18 protein-coding genes are annotated in these 14,602 nt (G+C 73.6%); 9 read left to right on the top strand and 9 right to left on the bottom strand.

Features of this window, described 5'->3' with window-relative positions; translation table 11 throughout:
- Positions 1-28: 28 nt before the first annotated feature.
- A complete protein-coding gene (locus GA0070213_RS17360) occupies positions 29-673 on the bottom strand; it encodes an alpha/beta fold hydrolase (RefSeq protein ID WP_091064862.1) in 645 nt (214 codons plus the stop codon).
- 32 nt (positions 674-705) lie between these two features.
- Positions 706-1,614, bottom strand: a complete 909-nt coding sequence (locus GA0070213_RS17355; protein ID WP_091064858.1) for an aminoglycoside phosphotransferase family protein — start codon at positions 1,612-1,614, stop codon at positions 706-708.
- 22 nt (positions 1,615-1,636) lie between these two features.
- Here GA0070213_RS17355 and GA0070213_RS17350 point away from each other — a divergent pair, with 22 nt between their 5' ends.
- Positions 1,637-2,242 carry a YdeI/OmpD-associated family protein gene (locus GA0070213_RS17350; protein WP_091064854.1) on the top strand — a complete coding sequence of 202 codons (606 nt, stop codon included), beginning with the start codon at positions 1,637-1,639 and terminating at the stop codon, positions 2,240-2,242.
- Positions 2,243-2,606: 364 nt separating this feature from the next.
- Here GA0070213_RS17350 and GA0070213_RS17345 read toward each other — a convergent pair whose 3' ends face one another.
- Positions 2,607-2,942, bottom strand: coding sequence for a hypothetical protein (locus GA0070213_RS17345; RefSeq protein ID WP_139128689.1), 336 nt, complete (start codon positions 2,940-2,942; stop codon positions 2,607-2,609).
- A 93-nt stretch (positions 2,943-3,035) separates the two neighbouring features.
- Between GA0070213_RS17345 and GA0070213_RS17340 the strand changes: the two genes are divergently transcribed.
- On the top strand, positions 3,036-3,347 hold the full coding sequence (locus GA0070213_RS17340; RefSeq protein WP_139128688.1) for a hypothetical protein: 312 nt from the start codon (positions 3,036-3,038) through the stop codon (positions 3,345-3,347).
- Here GA0070213_RS17340 and GA0070213_RS17335 read toward each other — a convergent pair.
- A complete protein-coding gene (locus GA0070213_RS17335; RefSeq protein ID WP_091065269.1) occupies positions 3,319-3,750 on the bottom strand; it encodes an SRPBCC family protein in 432 nt (143 codons plus the stop codon). The two genes, GA0070213_RS17340 and GA0070213_RS17335, sit on opposite strands and share 29 nt — an antisense overlap.
- An 84-nt stretch (positions 3,751-3,834) precedes the next feature.
- On the opposite strand from GA0070213_RS17335, the gene GA0070213_RS17330 reads away from it, so the two are divergent.
- Positions 3,835-4,398 (top strand): DUF4240 domain-containing protein, encoded by a 564-nt coding sequence (locus GA0070213_RS17330; protein WP_091064843.1) that lies wholly within the window; start codon positions 3,835-3,837, stop codon positions 4,396-4,398.
- Positions 4,399-4,469: 71 nt separating this feature from the next.
- Positions 4,470-4,973, top strand: coding sequence for an HAD domain-containing protein (locus GA0070213_RS17325; RefSeq protein WP_091065266.1), 504 nt, complete (start codon positions 4,470-4,472; stop codon positions 4,971-4,973).
- 32 nt (positions 4,974-5,005) lie between these two features.
- On the opposite strand, the gene GA0070213_RS17320 is transcribed toward GA0070213_RS17325, so the two are convergent.
- The gene (locus GA0070213_RS17320) at positions 5,006-5,899 is read right to left on the bottom strand and encodes an NAD(P)-dependent oxidoreductase (RefSeq protein ID WP_245716435.1); all 894 of its coding nucleotides are present in this window, start codon (positions 5,897-5,899) and stop codon (positions 5,006-5,008) included.
- 58 nt (positions 5,900-5,957) lie between these two features.
- Here GA0070213_RS17320 and GA0070213_RS17315 point away from each other — a divergent pair, with 58 nt between their 5' ends.
- On the top strand, positions 5,958-6,308 hold the full coding sequence (locus tag GA0070213_RS17315; protein ID WP_091064840.1) for a MerR family transcriptional regulator: 351 nt from the start codon (positions 5,958-5,960) through the stop codon (positions 6,306-6,308).
- 10 nt (positions 6,309-6,318) lie between these two features.
- Here GA0070213_RS17315 and GA0070213_RS17310 read toward each other — a convergent pair whose 3' ends face one another.
- Positions 6,319-8,643, bottom strand: a complete 2,325-nt coding sequence (locus GA0070213_RS17310; protein ID WP_091064835.1) for an ABC transporter permease — start codon at positions 8,641-8,643, stop codon at positions 6,319-6,321.
- Positions 8,640-9,314: an ABC transporter ATP-binding protein gene (locus GA0070213_RS17305; protein WP_091064831.1), complete on the bottom strand. Its 675-nt coding sequence runs from the start codon at positions 9,312-9,314 to the stop codon at positions 8,640-8,642. Before GA0070213_RS17305 ends, GA0070213_RS17310 begins: the two co-directional genes overlap by 4 nt.
- 199 nt (positions 9,315-9,513) lie before the next feature.
- On the opposite strand from GA0070213_RS17305, the gene GA0070213_RS17300 reads away from it, so the two are divergent.
- Positions 9,514-10,770, top strand: a complete 1,257-nt coding sequence (locus GA0070213_RS17300; RefSeq protein WP_091064828.1) for a sensor histidine kinase — start codon at positions 9,514-9,516, stop codon at positions 10,768-10,770.
- Positions 10,767-11,435 (top strand): response regulator, encoded by a 669-nt coding sequence (locus GA0070213_RS17295; protein ID WP_091064825.1) that lies wholly within the window; start codon positions 10,767-10,769, stop codon positions 11,433-11,435. The genes GA0070213_RS17300 and GA0070213_RS17295 overlap by 4 nt, the downstream gene beginning before the upstream one ends.
- Here the strand turns inward: GA0070213_RS17295 and GA0070213_RS17290 are convergent.
- Positions 11,393-12,652, bottom strand: a complete 1,260-nt coding sequence (locus tag GA0070213_RS17290) for an MFS transporter (RefSeq protein ID WP_245716434.1) — start codon at positions 12,650-12,652, stop codon at positions 11,393-11,395. The genes GA0070213_RS17295 and GA0070213_RS17290 overlap by 43 nt on opposite strands.
- 101 nt (positions 12,653-12,753) lie before the next feature.
- On the opposite strand from GA0070213_RS17290, the gene GA0070213_RS17285 reads away from it, so the two are divergent.
- Positions 12,754-13,344: a uridine kinase family protein gene (locus GA0070213_RS17285; RefSeq protein ID WP_175441379.1), complete on the top strand. Its 591-nt coding sequence runs from the start codon at positions 12,754-12,756 to the stop codon at positions 13,342-13,344.
- A gap of 222 nt (positions 13,345-13,566) precedes the next feature.
- Here GA0070213_RS17285 and GA0070213_RS17280 read toward each other — a convergent pair whose 3' ends face one another.
- On the bottom strand, positions 13,567-14,076 hold the full coding sequence (locus tag GA0070213_RS17280; RefSeq protein ID WP_245716433.1) for a P-loop nucleotide/nucleoside kinase family protein: 510 nt from the start codon (positions 14,074-14,076) through the stop codon (positions 13,567-13,569).
- A gap of 99 nt (positions 14,077-14,175) precedes the next feature.
- Between GA0070213_RS17280 and GA0070213_RS17275 the strand changes: the two genes are divergently transcribed.
- The gene (locus tag GA0070213_RS17275) at positions 14,176-14,592 is read left to right on the top strand and encodes a nitroreductase family deazaflavin-dependent oxidoreductase (protein ID WP_091064814.1); all 417 of its coding nucleotides are present in this window, start codon (positions 14,176-14,178) and stop codon (positions 14,590-14,592) included.
- Positions 14,593-14,602: the final 10 nt, after the last annotated feature.

The following is a 14,602-nucleotide window of genomic DNA, read 5'->3' as shown; positions in this document are numbered from 1 at the left end:
AGAACGAACGACCGGTGAACCCTCGGCCTCAGGACCGCAGGTAGCCGGACAGCCGGTCGGCGAGCTGCTTCGGGTGGCTGAGCGCCACCGAGTGGCCGCCGTCGATCTCGTCCGGCGTGACGCCGAGCCGTTCCTCGGTCACCCGGCGCAGGAAGTCCACCGGAAAGAACTGGTCCGCGCCGGCGATGAGCACCCGCGTCGGCACGTCCGGCCAGGCGTCGAGGGGCCAGCGCTCGTCGCCCTCGGCGCTGACCTGCTCCCGGACGTTGGCCGCGGCCTCGGCAACCACCTCGGCCGGCACGCCGTTGTAGAACTGCTGTTCCTCGGTGAGCCCGTCCACACCCCGGTAGCCGGTGTTGACCCACCAGTCGCCGGGCCGCTCCCCTGGCCGCGGGACCATCGGGGTGAGCAGGACGAGCAGCCGGACCGGCAGCATCCCGGCGATCAGCGGCGCGGTGAACGCGCCGTACGACTGACCGACCACCACGAGATCACGCCGGTCGCCGACCGCGTCGACGACCGCCCGGCAGAACTCGGTGAAGCCGGCCGACCTGTCCCCGATCGGCAGCTCCGGCACCACCACGTCGTGGCCGAGGGCGGCCAGCTCCGGAACCAGCAGGTGCCAGTCCCAGGCGCTGCCGCCTCCACCGTGGATCAGCACGAACGTCGCCATCACCGCAGCGTCGCATCCGGGTACGACACCCGTCAGCGGATCGTGGCGATCAGGCGTCGCAACGCGGCGTCAGCGGGCGGCCCCCAGGTGGCCTTGCCGCCCGGTCGCCCGTGGACGCCGTTGTCGCCGATGAGGATGCCACCGAGGGCACGCGCCGCCGCCCAGCCACGGGCCCGGCGTACGGTGGCGGCGTCCGGCGCCGGTCGGTAGGCCGCGTGGAAGTCGTCGACGGCGCCGCCCGGCAGCAGCAGCCACGCCGCTGCCAGGTCGTACGCCGGGTCACCCACGCAGAGATCGCCGAAGTCGATCACACCGCGGATCGTGCCGTCGGCGACCAGCACGTTGGCCGGGTGCAGGTCGGCGTGCAGCCACAGCGCCGGGCCGCTCCACGGCGGCGCGGTGACCGCGTCGCGCCAGACGGCACGGACGGCACCCGGGTCGTCCACCAGCCCTCGCGCGGTGGCGTCGATGAGCGCCCCGGTGAAGCCCTCCTCCTGTTCGGCCAGTGGCCCGCCGCGGCTCGGGCTGGTCGGCGCGTCGGCGGGGGCGGGCCGGTGCAGCGCGGACAGGAAGGCGGCCAGCGAGGTGGCCGCGTCGGTGCCCCGGGTGACCGGTGCGCGCTCGGCGGGCGTACCCGGGATCCAGGTCGTGACGAGCCACGGGTGCGGGAACCGCGCGGAAGGCTCGCCGAGCCGTTGCGGCACGGGTACCGGCAGCGGCAGGCGTGGGGCGAGCCGGGGCACCCAACGGTGCTCCTTGCGCAGCAGCAGCGCGCCCGCGGGCCCCGTCGCCCAGGGAAGCCGGACGGCCAGGTCGTCGCCGAGCCGCCACATCTGGTTGTCCCATCCGCGTGCGGCCAGCCGGATCGGGCGGCCGGCGAGGTCGGGATGCTGGTCGCGGAGCAGATTCCCGACCAGCTCCGCGGTGATCTCGGGTGTCATACCGACCGGTTAGCCTTCCGTCATGCCGAGCGCCGAGCTGGACGAGTTGGTCGTCAGGGACGCCGACGAGCTGCGTGCCTGGTTGTCGACCCACCATGCCACCTCACCCGGCGTGTGGCTGGCCCTGACCAGGAAGGGCGGCACCGTGACGACGCTGACCTGGCAACAGGCGGTCGACGAGGCGCTGTGCTTCGGCTGGATCGACGGGCAGGCCCGCCGGCGGGATGACGAGTCCTCCTGGATCCGGTTCACCCCGCGCCGTGCCCGCAGTTCCTGGTCGCAGCGCAACGTCGCCAACGTGGCCCGGCTGGAGGAGCAGGGGCGGATGCAGCCGGCGGGCCGCGCCGCCGTGGAGGCCGCGAAGGCGGACGGTCGTTGGGCGGCCGCCTACGCCCCTCCGTCGGAGGCCGAGGTCCCGGCCGACCTGCTCGCCGCCATCGCCGCCGAGCCCGCCGCCCAGGCCATGTTCGACGTGCTCACCAAGGCCAACCGGTTCGCGCTCACCTACCGGCTGAACGCCGTCAAGCGGGCGGAGACCCGGGCCCGGAAGATCGGCGAGTTCGTCGCCATGCTGGCCCGCCACGAGACCATCCACCCGCAGAAGGCCACGCCGCCACACGCGCCGTGAGCCTGCGGGCACGGTCCGACCTGGCGGAAAACCCGGACGTACGGGCGATCGGCACGCGTGGCGGACCGGTTCCACGCGCTCGCCGATGGGCGAACGCGGATGACCGACCGGATGACGTCAGCGCTCCGCCGGAGCCGCTTGGCGGACGCGGGCTGATCGCTCGGGCCACGCGGCCGGGCGCAGGCGGTGGTGGTCGACTACGAGAAGGGCCTGATCACCCGGGCCGCCGGAGGGCCGAATCCGTGATTCGCCGGGATCATGAGTGAGGGCTGTCGCGCGCAACGCCTGTTCGTACTGATCGCGACCGAACGTGATCTCTCGCAGCTCACGGTAGTCCCAGTCGCGATGACGTGCGATAGCCGGACTACGTGACGGTATCCTGCCCCACCGTGACAGTTGCGGTCAGCGGCCAGCAGCCCCAGTCGCCGCAGGCGCATCCGAGCAGGACGGTGCCGCCGTCGCCGAACCAACTGAGGACAGGGTCGCCGAGGTGGTGCCGGCTCGGCCACCACACCTCGCTCGACAGCAAGCCCGCATAGCTGCCCGCGAGGGCAGGCGTTCCCGCACGGCGCGCGAACGGCAGCTCGATCCTGCCAACCAGATCAGGCAGGGACACGCCGTTGAGGTACGGCACCAGCGACGGGTGCAGCCCACCGAGTCCACAGTCCTGCTCAACAGTGCGGAACTCGATGCGCTCCATGCCCACCAGCGTAGGCACAGCCGCCGCGCGTGCCGTGAGCACCGTGGCGAAATCGGGATGCTCGGGCGCGCCTCCCCCGGCATCCTCCTCAGCGTGGTGAGGCGAGGTGTGTCGGAGGAGCAGATCGCGGTCCTGCGTGCCGGGCTACTAGACGTGGCGAGAGCCGGCACCTGGGATCCGGAGGGCGCGGCCGGGCTGGTCGACGTGGCGTTGCGGCGGTGGCTGACGTTCGAGCGACGTAGCCGGCCCAACAAGCGGAGCCCCGAGCTGCACGTTCTGGACCTGCGGCGCGGCCTCGAGCAACAGTACGGCTCGAACCTCTACCTGGAGCCGGGCTGGTTGACGCACGTGGCGAAGCGGTTCGGGGAATACCTGCTCACGGCCGGCCCCGAACCGGAGCGGTGACGTCGTCGCTCTCCAGGGTCGCCTTCATCTCCACGATTCCCCGCTCCAACCGGGCCCGCACCACGTCCGCCATCGCGTGCGGCAACACGTCGGTCAGCCAGACGAGCCGGCTGCGGTCGCCCTCGTCGAACACCTGGAACGCCGCGTGGTGGTAGGTCAACGGTAGACGCTGTCCCTCGACGACGGTGTACGCCATCCGGCGCAGGCCGTCGTCGACGCCCAGGACGAGTTCGCGGACCTGGTGGCCGTCCGGCATGGTCAGGATCCGTACGTCGCCCTCGACCCGGGCGTCGGCGACCCGCCCGGGCAACAGCCTCAGGTGTACCGCGCCGACGTCGGCGACGGCCGCCCACACCCGCTGAGCGGGCAGGTCGACGATGGCTTCGACGCGGACCATGGCCATGATCGACACCTCCCATCGCGCTGTCGAGACAGGACAGGTCGCAGCTTATCGACGAGGGCGGACGCCGCGCATACGATCCCGATCATGAATCGTGAAGATTTCTGGGAGATCGTGGAGCGGTCGCGGGCCGAGGTGGGCGACACCCGTGACGCCGCGTCGGCCGCGGCCGTCGCACGTCATGTGGTCGCGCGGCTGACCGCCCTGGGACCCTCGACGGCGGTCGAATTCCAGCACTTCTACGAAGCGCTGAACGAGGAGTCCTATCGCTGGGACCTGTGGGCAGCCGCCTATCTCATGCGGAGCGGTTGCTCGGACGACGGCTTCGACTACTTCCGCGGTTGGCTGGTCGCGCAGGGACGGGTCGTGTGGGAGCAGGCGGTGGCCGACCCGGATTCCTTGGCGGCCGTCGGCGTCGACCCGGACGACGACATGGTCGACTGCGAGGCGATGGTGGCGGCAGCCGGTGACGCCCACGCCACTTCGACAGGTGACCGCGAGGCGTTCTGGGCGGCGTTGGAGCAGACCGAGGGCGACGACGAACCCGCGGCGCCCGCCGATCCGGCCGGTGAGGACTTCGACTTCGACGACGACGAGCAGATGCGTGCCCGCCTTCCCCGGCTCGCCGCCGTCTACCGCCCCGTGCAGTGAGGTCGCTGGGGCGTCCGGCCGGCGTCGTACCGGCGTAGGGTTCGGCAGTGCTCGCCGGCGACACGCGGCCGATGATCTTCTTGGACATCGACGGCGTTCTCATCCCGTTCCGGAAGCGTCCCGTCAGCACCGCCCGTTCGTCCAGTGACGATCTCTCAGGCAATCCCCTGCTGGACCGTCTCGACCCCGACGACGGCCGCCGTCTCCTCGCCCTACCGGGCGAATTGGTCTGGGCGAGCACCTGGATGGCCGACGCGAACGAGGTGGTCGCGCCCCGACTCGGCCTGCCCGCCCTGCCCCTCGTCGACTGGCCCGACGACCACGAGCCGCGGGGTGGCCTGCACTGGAAGACCGCGACGCTGGCACGGCGAGCGGCGGGGCGTCCGTTCGTCTGGCTCGACGACGAGATCACCGACGCGGACCGGCGGTGGGTCGCCGCCCACCACCCGCGACCGGCGCTGCTGCGCCGGGTCGACCCGTTCCTGGGCCTGAGCGGGGCCGACCTCGCGGCCGTGCGGCGATGGCTCTCCGCAGGGTACGCAGCCGGTGGCTCGGACGCTTCCGCCACGACGTGACCCGGTGAGCGTGGCGACCGGCCCGCCACTGGTCAGCCCGCCGGGGTGGCTGCGTCGTCGGCTTCGGTGAGGAACCGAGCCAGCCGGGCGTAGCTGTCCCCGCCGTGACCCGCCGCGACGGCGCGACCGACGATGCGCCGAACCGCCTCCAGCGGCGTGGTGTCGATGCCGTGAGCGGCTGCGGCGGCGCCGACGTGGGACAGCGCGGACGCCGCCGACGCGACGCTGGAGACGTCGGCGGGGAACCGGCCGGCGGCGAGTTGTTCGGCGAACCGGTCGGCGAGGCCGGGAAGCAGGCCACCGATCCCCTTGGCGAAGCGGGCGAACGCGGCCGGCTCGATGCCCTCGGCGGTGGCCAGCGCGAAGGCGTGCGCGAGTCCACCGACCGACATGGCGAACAGGTCGAGCAGCGCCATCTCGTACGCCGCCGCGACGCCGATGTCGTCGCCGAGGTGGATGCCGGTGCCGCCGAAGGCGTCCAGCAGGACCAGGTTGCGCTGGTAGAGCGGGTGTCGGCCGCTGTAGAGGATCGTCGCGGCGGGTGTGCCGATCGTGGGCGCCGGCGTCAGGATGGCGCCGTCGAGATAGTCGACGCCGCGCCGCGCGGCCCAGTCCGCCATGGCGCGCGCTTCTCCGGAATGACCGCTGCTGAGGTTGACGAACGTGCTCCCGCGCGGAAAGGCGAGGTCCGCCACGTTCGCCCGGACCGCATCGTAGTCGATCATGCAGGCGATGGTGGTCCGCGCCCGGCGTACCGCGTCGGCGGCGGTGGGCGCGAGCACCGCGCCCTCGGCCACCAGGGTGTCGGCCTTGCCCGGCGTGCGGTTCCAGACCACCGTCGGGTGGTCCGCGGCGAGTGCGGCGGCGGCGAGCGCCCGGCCCATCGGACCGAGCCCCAGGACGGCGATGGCGTCGTTGTCTGTCACAACGGCGACGGTAAACCTTACCGTTGACGTGAAGGTCAAGTCCTGTTCTGCTCTGGGCGTGCGGATCAGCGAACTGGCCGGGAAGACCGGCGCCACTCCCCGCGCCCTGCGCTACTACGAGGAGCAGGGTCTGCTGAAGCCGGCGCGTCGCGGCAGCGGTTACCGGGACTACGACGGGCAGGCCGTACGCGTCGTGCGGCACATCCAGCTGCTGCTCTCCGCCGGCCTGGGCACCGCCGCGATCGCCGAGATCCTGCCCTGCATCCCCGACGACCGGACCGTGCTCGCACCCACCTGCCCCGAACTCCTCGACGCCCTGGCCGAGGAGCGCGTCCGGATCACCAGGTCGATCGAGAAGCTCGCGGCAGCCCGGGACATCCTGGACCGCCTCATCCAGGGGCCGGGCTGAACCCGCCGCGCTACTCGGCACGCAACGCCACCGCGGTCCTGGCCCGGGCCGCCCAGCCGGCCGGCAGCAGCGCTCCGAGCAGCGCGATCAGCGGACCGCCCAACGCCAGCGCGGACAACGTGACCGGCCCGTACACGTCGAGCAGCGTCGCCGGCAGGCGCAGCCCGCCGCTGGCCGCCATCGCGGGTACGACGTGCCGCTGCATCGCCATGCCGGCGGGCACGCCGAGCAGGCCACCGAGCAGGCCGATCCCGGCGACGGACGCCACCACCATGGCGATCGTCTGCCCCGGGGTCATGCCGAGCGCCTTGTGCACGCCGAGGTCGTGCACCCGGTCGCGCAGGTCGAGCACGAGCATGTTGAGCACGCCGAGCGCGGCGACCGCGATGAGCAGGAGCGTCAGTGTGGTGGTGAGCCCCTGCACGACCAGCAGGAGCGGGTCGGTCTCGCCCCCGGTCGGGGTCGCGGTGAGCCGGTAACCGGCGAGCGCGCCGGTCAACGACTCGGCGTACGCGCCGGCGTCGGTGCCGTCGGTGAGCGCGACGTGGTACTCGATCGGCGGCCCCAGGCCCGGGATCGTCCCGGCGGCGGTGACCACGGCGCTGCCCGACTCGAAGACCTCCCCGACGATGCGAAGGCGCACCGGCGCGCCGCCGTCCACCCGGATCGTGAGGCTGTCGCCCACCCGGGTTCCGGTGGCACTGAGCAGGGGTGCGCTCGCGATCGCCTCGCCGGGGCCGGCGAACCAGCGGCCGGACACCATCTCGAAGCCGTCCCAGGCCGCGTCGCCGGTGACCCCGCTGACGTGAAGGAGTTCGCTCATGCCCGCCACCGTCCCGGGCGCCCGCGTGATGCCGTACCCGGTCCGGGTGCCCGGCTGCGCCCGGATCGTGGCCAGTACCGCCGCCGGATCGACGGTTCGCGGACCGCCGGCGCGCGGGCCACCGATGCGCGGCCCGTCGGCGGGCGTCGGGCCGACCGCGACGTCGGCGGTGTTCTGCTCGAGCGCGGTCTGGATCCGCAGCAGCGACGCGCCGAGCCCGGTGGCGAACGTGGCCGCGGCCGCTCCCGAGGCGACCGCCAGCAGGATCGCGGTGCTGCGTGCCGGCCGGGCGAACGGGCGGGCCAGCCCGAGCCCGACCGGTCGGGACACCGGCAGCCGTGCCACGAGCCGGGCGGCCCGCCGGCCGCGCGCGGGACCGGACGCGCGTCCGACCGCGATCGCGTCCACGGTACGCAGGCGGCCGGCCCGGAGCGCCGCCGCCCACGCGCTCACCGCCACCACCGCCAGGACCCCCGCGGTGGCGAGAAGCGTCACCCACCAGGCGAGCACGGCGTTCGCGGAGCCGTAGAGCTGTTCGGCCTCGGCCAGCACCGGCACCGCGATCACGTTGCCGGCGACGGCACCGACGGCGGCGCCGACGGCGGCGGGAACCAGCGCCTGCCCGACGTACGCGCGGACGATGCCGGCGGGGGTGCAGCCGAGCGCCTTGAGGATGCCGATCCGGCGGGTGGCGGCACCGACCGTACCGGCGATCACGGTGCCCACGACCAGCGTGGCCATTACGACGCCGAGCAGCGCGAACGCGACGAGGAACGGCACGAAGACGGCCGCGTCCTCGACCGCGTGCTGACGCGCGTCGAGCCAGGAACGGGCGCCGGCGATCGCACCGGCGGGCAACGTCGCGGCCACTGCGGCCCGACCGGCCGCCACGTCGGCCGGAGTGCTCGCGGTCGCGAACCGGTAGAGCATCTGGTATCCCGAGTCGGTGCCCGGCGTGGTGAGGACGGCGACGGCGGACGGCAGGACCCAGGCGCCGGCGGTGCCGCTGACCGATCGGGCCTCGCCGACCACGGTGAGCACGGTGCCGCCGGTTGTCGTCACCCGGCTGCCGATCGGCATGCGGATGCCGCCGACGCCCAACACGATCTCGGCCGGACCCTCCGCCCATCGACCGCGGGTCACCTCGACCCGGTCCACCGGGCCGCCGGGGTCCGCGCGGGCGACGACCGTCAGCGGCGGCATCGGTATCCCGTCCGGTCCGCGGCCGGCAACGACCAGCAGCGGGTACGGGCCGGCGGCGGCGATCACTCCGGGCGCCGACGCCGAGGCGGCGAGCTGCGCCGGGGTGACGCTGTCCGGCTGCGCCTGAACCGTCAGGTGCGCGCCGCGCTGGGTGGCGAACGCGTCGTCGAACGGCGCCCGGGACGCGACCAGCAGTCCGGCGCCGAGCACGGTCGCGGTCGTCGCCGCCGCCGCGACCAGCCCGATCACCAGGGTCTGCACCCGACGCCGCCGCACGCCCGACCGGATCACCCGGGCGAGGGCGGTCACCGGTCCTCCTCGATCCGGCCGTCCCGCAGGCGGATGACGCGGGACGCGCACGCCTCGGCCAACCGCAGGTCGTGGGTGACCAGGACGATGGTCTGGCCGGAGGCGTGCAGCTCGTTGAGCAGGCGTCGCACGTCCTCGCCCGAGGCAGTGTCCAACGCACCGGTCGGCTCGTCGGCCAGCAGCAGCGCCGGACGGTTGACCAGGGCGCGGGCGACGGCCACGCGTTGCCGTTCCCCGCCGGAGAGCCGCCCCGGGTAGGCGCTCGCGTGCCGGGCCAGGCCGAGCGAGTCCAGGAGCCGGGCCGCGTGCGCCCGCGACGCGCGTCCCGGCGCTCCGGCCAGTTGCGCGGGCAGCAGCACGTTGTCCTCGACGGTCAGGTCGTCGAGCAGGTTGAAGAACTGGAAGACCAGGCCCACGTGGGCGCGCCGGAAGCGGGCCGAGGCCGCCTCACCGAGCGTGTCCACCCGCGCGCCGGCGACGGTCACCGTGCCGTCGCTCGGTCGGTCCAGACCGGCGATCAGGTTGAGCAGCGTGGACTTGCCGCTGCCGGACGGGCCGAGCACGGCGACTGCGTCGCCCGGTGCGACGGTCAGGGACACGTCGCGCAGCGCGGGTGGCCCCTCGTCGTACCGGCGGGTGACCCCACGGAGGTCGATCACCGGATCGGTCATGTCGTCATCTCCTCGTCTACGTCCTCGTCGTCCGGACGGAGGTGACGCTAGGGGCGGGTCCACGAGCCGGGCGTCGGTCCGGCGGATCAACCGCCGTACCTCGGGCGGTGGATCCTCGTCCGGGGTCATCCCTGCGATGTAGTCGGCTTGCACACCGGGACTGACGCCCGCGCCACCGGATCGCGGCGAGAATGGGTCGGTGCGGAGCATCAAGGCGGTGGGACCGCTGCCGAGGCCGGGCTGGCGCGCGTTGCTCCTCGACGGCGCGCTGGCCGCGGCGCTGGGGCTGGCGTGCTTCCAGGCCGCGACCGACGCTGCCACGCCGGCGCCGCCGCTGCACCCGCCGGCGTCGCCGCACCCGCCGGCGCCGCCGCTGCTCGTGCCGGAGGCGCCGGCGCCGCCGGGCTCAACTCTCGGCGCGCTGCTGCTGGTCTTCGTGCTGTGCGCGCCGCTGGTGCTGCGCCGCCGCTATCCGCTCGCGGTGCTCTGGGTGACGATGGCCGCCGCGTCGCTGGTGCTGGTGACCGGCGGGGAGCGGCAGCCGAACGTCTATCCGTGCGTGGTGCTGGCGTGCCTGGTCGCGGTCTACAGCGCCGCCGCGCACACGCCGTACCGGTCGGTGGCGCTGGCCACCGTCCCGGTGGCCGCGCTGCTCGTCGCGGTCCTACGGGAGTGGATGTCGGTCACCGTGCCCGGGGACTATCTGCCGTTCGTTCTGTTGGCGCCGCTGGTGGCCGCCGCCGGCGGGCATCACGTCTGGCGACGCCGGGCGGGCGAGGACCGGCGGCGCCTCGACGCCGAGGCGCACGCCCGGGAGGAGGCGTTGCGGGAGGCGGTCGCCGGTGAGCGGGCGCGGATCGCCCGTGAGCTGCACGACGTCGTGACGCACCACGTGAGCGTGATGGTGATCCAGGCCGGCGCGGCCCGGTCGGTGCTCGCCACCACGCCCGGGCAGGCGCGGGAGGCGCTGCTCGCCGTGGAGGCGACGGGCCGGTCCGCGTTGACCGAGCTGCGGCACGTGATGGGCCTGCTGTCCGGGGCCGCGGCGGACGGGCCGGAGGCACCGCAGCCGGGCATCGAGAGCCTTCCCGCGCTGGTCGGGCGGATGGACGACGTCGGGGTCCCGGTGCGACTGACCGTCTTCGGCGACCCCCGGCCGCTCGGCCCGGGGGTCGGGCTGACCGCCTACCGGGTGGTCCAGGAGGCGCTGACCAACGTCGTCCGGCACGCCCCCGGCGCGGTCGCCGAGGTGGACGTCGAGTACTCCCCCGAGACGCTGCGGATCGAGGTCCGCGACGACGGGCCCACCGCTCCCGTCGAGGCCGGCGCGGCGGGTGGACGCGGGTTGATCGGGCTGCGGGAACGGCTGGCGGTCTACGGTGGGACCCTGCGCGCCGAGGCCCGGCCCGGCGCCGGTTTTCGGGTCGAGGCGTTGATTCCGCTGGAGGCGGCGTGACGGTGCGCGTGGTGGTGGCCGACGACCAGGCGCTGGTCCGCACCGGGTTCCGGATGATCCTCACCGCCGGCGGGATCGACGTGGTGGCCGAGGCCGCGAACGGCGGGGAGGCGGTCGACGCGGTCCGCCGCACCCGGCCCGACGTGGTGCTGATGGACGTGCGCATGCCCGAACTCGACGGCCTGGAGGCCACCCGCCGCATCCTCACCGGCGCCGCCGCGGCGCCGCGGATCATCATCCTGACCACGTTCGACCTGGACCAGTACGTCTACGCGGCGCTGACGGCCGGGGCGAGCGGTTTCCTGCTGAAGGACGTGACACCGGAGCACCTGGTCGCCGCCGTACGCCTGGTCCGCGACGGCGACGCGCTGCTCGCCCCGGCGATCACCCGCCGCCTGGTCCGGCGCTTCGCCCGCAGCGACCCGGCCGCGGCGACGCTGCACCGCGACCTGGCCACGTTGACGCCGCGCGAGACGGAGGTGCTGCGCCTGCTGGCCCGGGGCCTCAGCAACGCCGAACTCGCGACCGCGTTGCACCTGTCCGAGGCGACCGTGAAGACCCACGTCGCGCGCATCCTCGGCAAGCTCGGGCTGCGCGACCGGGTGCAGGCGGTGGTGGTCGCCTACGAGACCGGCCTGGTCAGCCCCGGCTCGCCGGAGGGCTGACGTGGCGGTGCGTCGACGGCGGCGTGGACCACGAGCGGCCCTCGCCGTCCGCGCGCCCAGACGACGAGCGCGAAGCAGCAGAGCGCCATCCCGGTGATCGTGACCGCGGTCCAGCCACCGACGGGCCAGAGCGTGGTCGCGGCGGCGGAGCCACCCGCCGCGCCGATGAAGTTGCTGGTCGCCAGCGCGGTGTTGAGCCGGCTCCGGGCCGCGTCGTCGAGGGCGAACAGCCGTGCCCGGTTGAGCAACGCCTGGGTCTGGAGGGCGACGTCGAGCAGGACGACCGCGACGACGACGAGCGCGACGGTGCGGCCGGCGAACGCCGCGACGACGAAGGCGCCGAGGGCCACTGCCCAGGCGACACCGGTGGCGGGCAGCGACCAGCCGCGGTCGTGCAGCCGGCCGCCACGCAGTCCGGAGAGGACACCGGCGAGACCGGCCAGTCCGAACAATCCGATCACCGGCGCCGGGTAGCGGAACGGCGGGCCGCTGAGCAGGAACGTCAGCGCCGTCCAGAACAGCGAGAACGCGGCGAAGCCGACGCCGGCCAGGACCAGCGTCCACCGGGCCGCCCGCTCCCGCACGACCACCGCGACGACCGAGGCGAGAAGCCGCGGGTACGGCATCCGCGTCCGTGGCGGCAGCGGTGGGATCGCGCGGCGGAGCACGATCGCGAGCAGGACGGCGACGACCGCGGCGACGGCGAAGATCGCCCGCCACCCCGCGGTCTCGGCGACGAGGCCGCTGATCGTACGGGAGGCCAGGATGCCGGTGAGGGTCCCGGATCCGACGACGCCGACGACCCGACCACGGTGGGCCGCGCCGGCGAGGTCCCCGGCGAGTGGGGTGAGGATCTGCCCGGAGATCGTCGTCACGCCGAGCACGCCGAGGGCGAGACCGAGTACGCCGATGGACGGTGCCAGCGCGCACAGCAGCAGCGCGACGGCCGAGAGGGTCAGCATCAGCGGGACGAACCGGCGGCGGTCGAGGACGTCGCCGAGCGGCACGAGCAGCAGCACGCCGGCGGCATAGCCGAGCTGTGTCGCGGTGACGAGCCAGCCGGCCGTCGTGGTGGCGGTCCGCAGGTCGCCCGCGATGACGCCGAGCAGCGGCTGCGTCCAGTACAGGTTGCCGATGGCCGCCCCGGCCGCCACCGCCAGCAGGAACGTCAGCCGGGGGCTCATCCGCCCCGGCGGTGCCCTTCGAGCCGTGGCCACCTCGCCACGGTATGGCGCGGGACCAGCGCGAGCCAGTGAGCCTCGTGCCGGATGACTGACATAGCGTGACCCGAGCGGATACCACAACCAGGCAGGAGCTCGTGGACTCGGTGGAGCGCGCGGAGGAGGTCGCCGAGGCCGCGCGCGCCGTCGAGCGCGCCGGCGAGTCGACGATCGTCGCCGTCGACGGGACGGGCGGGTCGGGCAAGACGACGCTGGCGGCGGCGGTCGCCGACCTGCTCGGCGGCGCGTCGATCGTCCACGGGGACGACTTCTACCGGCCGATGCCCGACCACGAGCGCGCTCGGCTCGATCCGCGTCAGGGTTGCCAGCGGTACTTCGACGGGCAACGTCTCCGCGACGAGGTGCTGGCGCCGTTGCGCGCGGGTCGGTCGGCCCGCTGGCGGAGCTACGACTGGTCCACCGGGCGGCTCGCCACGTGGCACGAGATCGACCCGGGGTCCGTGGTGATCGTGGAGGGTGTCTACGCCGCCCGCCCGGAGCTGACCGGTTACTACGACCTCACCGTCTTCGTCGACACTCCGCGCGAGGTCTGCCTGCGCCGGGTGCGGGCCCGGGGCGAGAACAGCGAGGAGTGGATCGGTCGGTGGCGGGCCGCCGAGGACTTCTACCTGCGCACGACGCGGCCGGAGACCAGGGTCCACCTCGTCGTGCCCGGCCATCCGGGATGAACCGCTTGCCCGGCACCGGAGCGGGGTCTGACCGCCCGCCATGCCTTCCCCCTCACCGGTCTTCGTCGCGGGCACGGGCGCGTCGAAGACGTCGTCACCCGGTCGACGTTCGAGGCGCACCGGCTGACGCACCGCGACCACCGGTTCGACGGCGAGACCCGTGGCCGGATCGACGCCGCGCTCGGCCGGGCCGTCGCGGCGATGGGCTACGCGTGACGGACGTCAGGCGACCGAGGGCGGCCAGCGGTGGGTGCGCCACTGCTGCCACGTGGCGAATCCTGCGGGTGGGTCACCGACGGGTTCGCTGCCGTCGAGTTCGCCCGGCGTCGGGATCTCGATGGTGGCGGCCCACTCAGCGAGTTCCCGGTCGGACATCGGCCACGTGGTGTGCGGCGCTTCGGCCTGCCGCCGGTCGAGGCGTCTGCGCTGCTCGTCGGCGGTGAGTGCGAAGTAGCGCAGCTCCACCGTCGCGCCGACGTCGGCAGCCGCCTGCCGGAGGGCGGAGCGCTCGTCCCGGCTCCACAGGCCGAAGTCGATCACAACGTTGGTGCCGAGTTCGAGCGCGCGCAACCCGATCTCGATGAGCCGTCCTTCGATCACGTCCTGCGCCGAGGGCGGATTCTCGTGCCCGTAGAGGGCCTTCACCCATTCGTCCTTGGTGAGGCGAAGCGCCTGCCGCTCGACCTCGATGCGCCGAGCGGCGGTGGTCTTCCCGGTGCACGGAAGTCCCACGGTCAGGAAGAGTGTCGGTTTCCTCATCATCGCCGCCAGATCGTCGGGTAAAGATCAGAGTAGTGTTCGGATCATCGGCTGGCGGGGCGAGGAGCAGAAATGAGCGCCTGGAACGACAAGATCATCTTTGAGTTCCGCACCAATGGCGGCCAGGTGGGCGGCCAGTTCGCCGGCGCCCCGCTGCTGCTGTTGCACACTGTCGGCGCCCGGAGCGGCCAGCTCCGGGTCAACCCGATGATGTACCAGAAGCTGGACGACGGCTACGCCGTGTTCGCGTCCAATGCCGGCGCGCCCACCAACCCCGACTGGTACCACAACGTGCTCGCCCAGCCGCAGGTCAAGGCCGAGATCGGCACGGAAACGGTCGACCTGGTCGCCCGGGTCGCCGACGGGGACGAGCGGGAACGGATCTGGAACGCGCAGAAGGCCGCGTACCCGGGCTTCGCCGACTACGAGCAGAAGACCAGCCGCCAGATCCCGGTCGTCGTGCTGGAACCCGCGCGGCGGCGGCCTTGACCTCAAGCCC

Origin of the sequence: Micromonospora humi (assembly GCF_900090105.1) — a bacterium.
Lineage (GTDB): Bacteria > Actinomycetota > Actinomycetes > Mycobacteriales > Micromonosporaceae > Micromonospora > Micromonospora humi.
The sequence above is the reverse complement of the archived record's forward strand: the minus strand, read 5'-3'. Positions and strand labels throughout refer to the sequence as shown.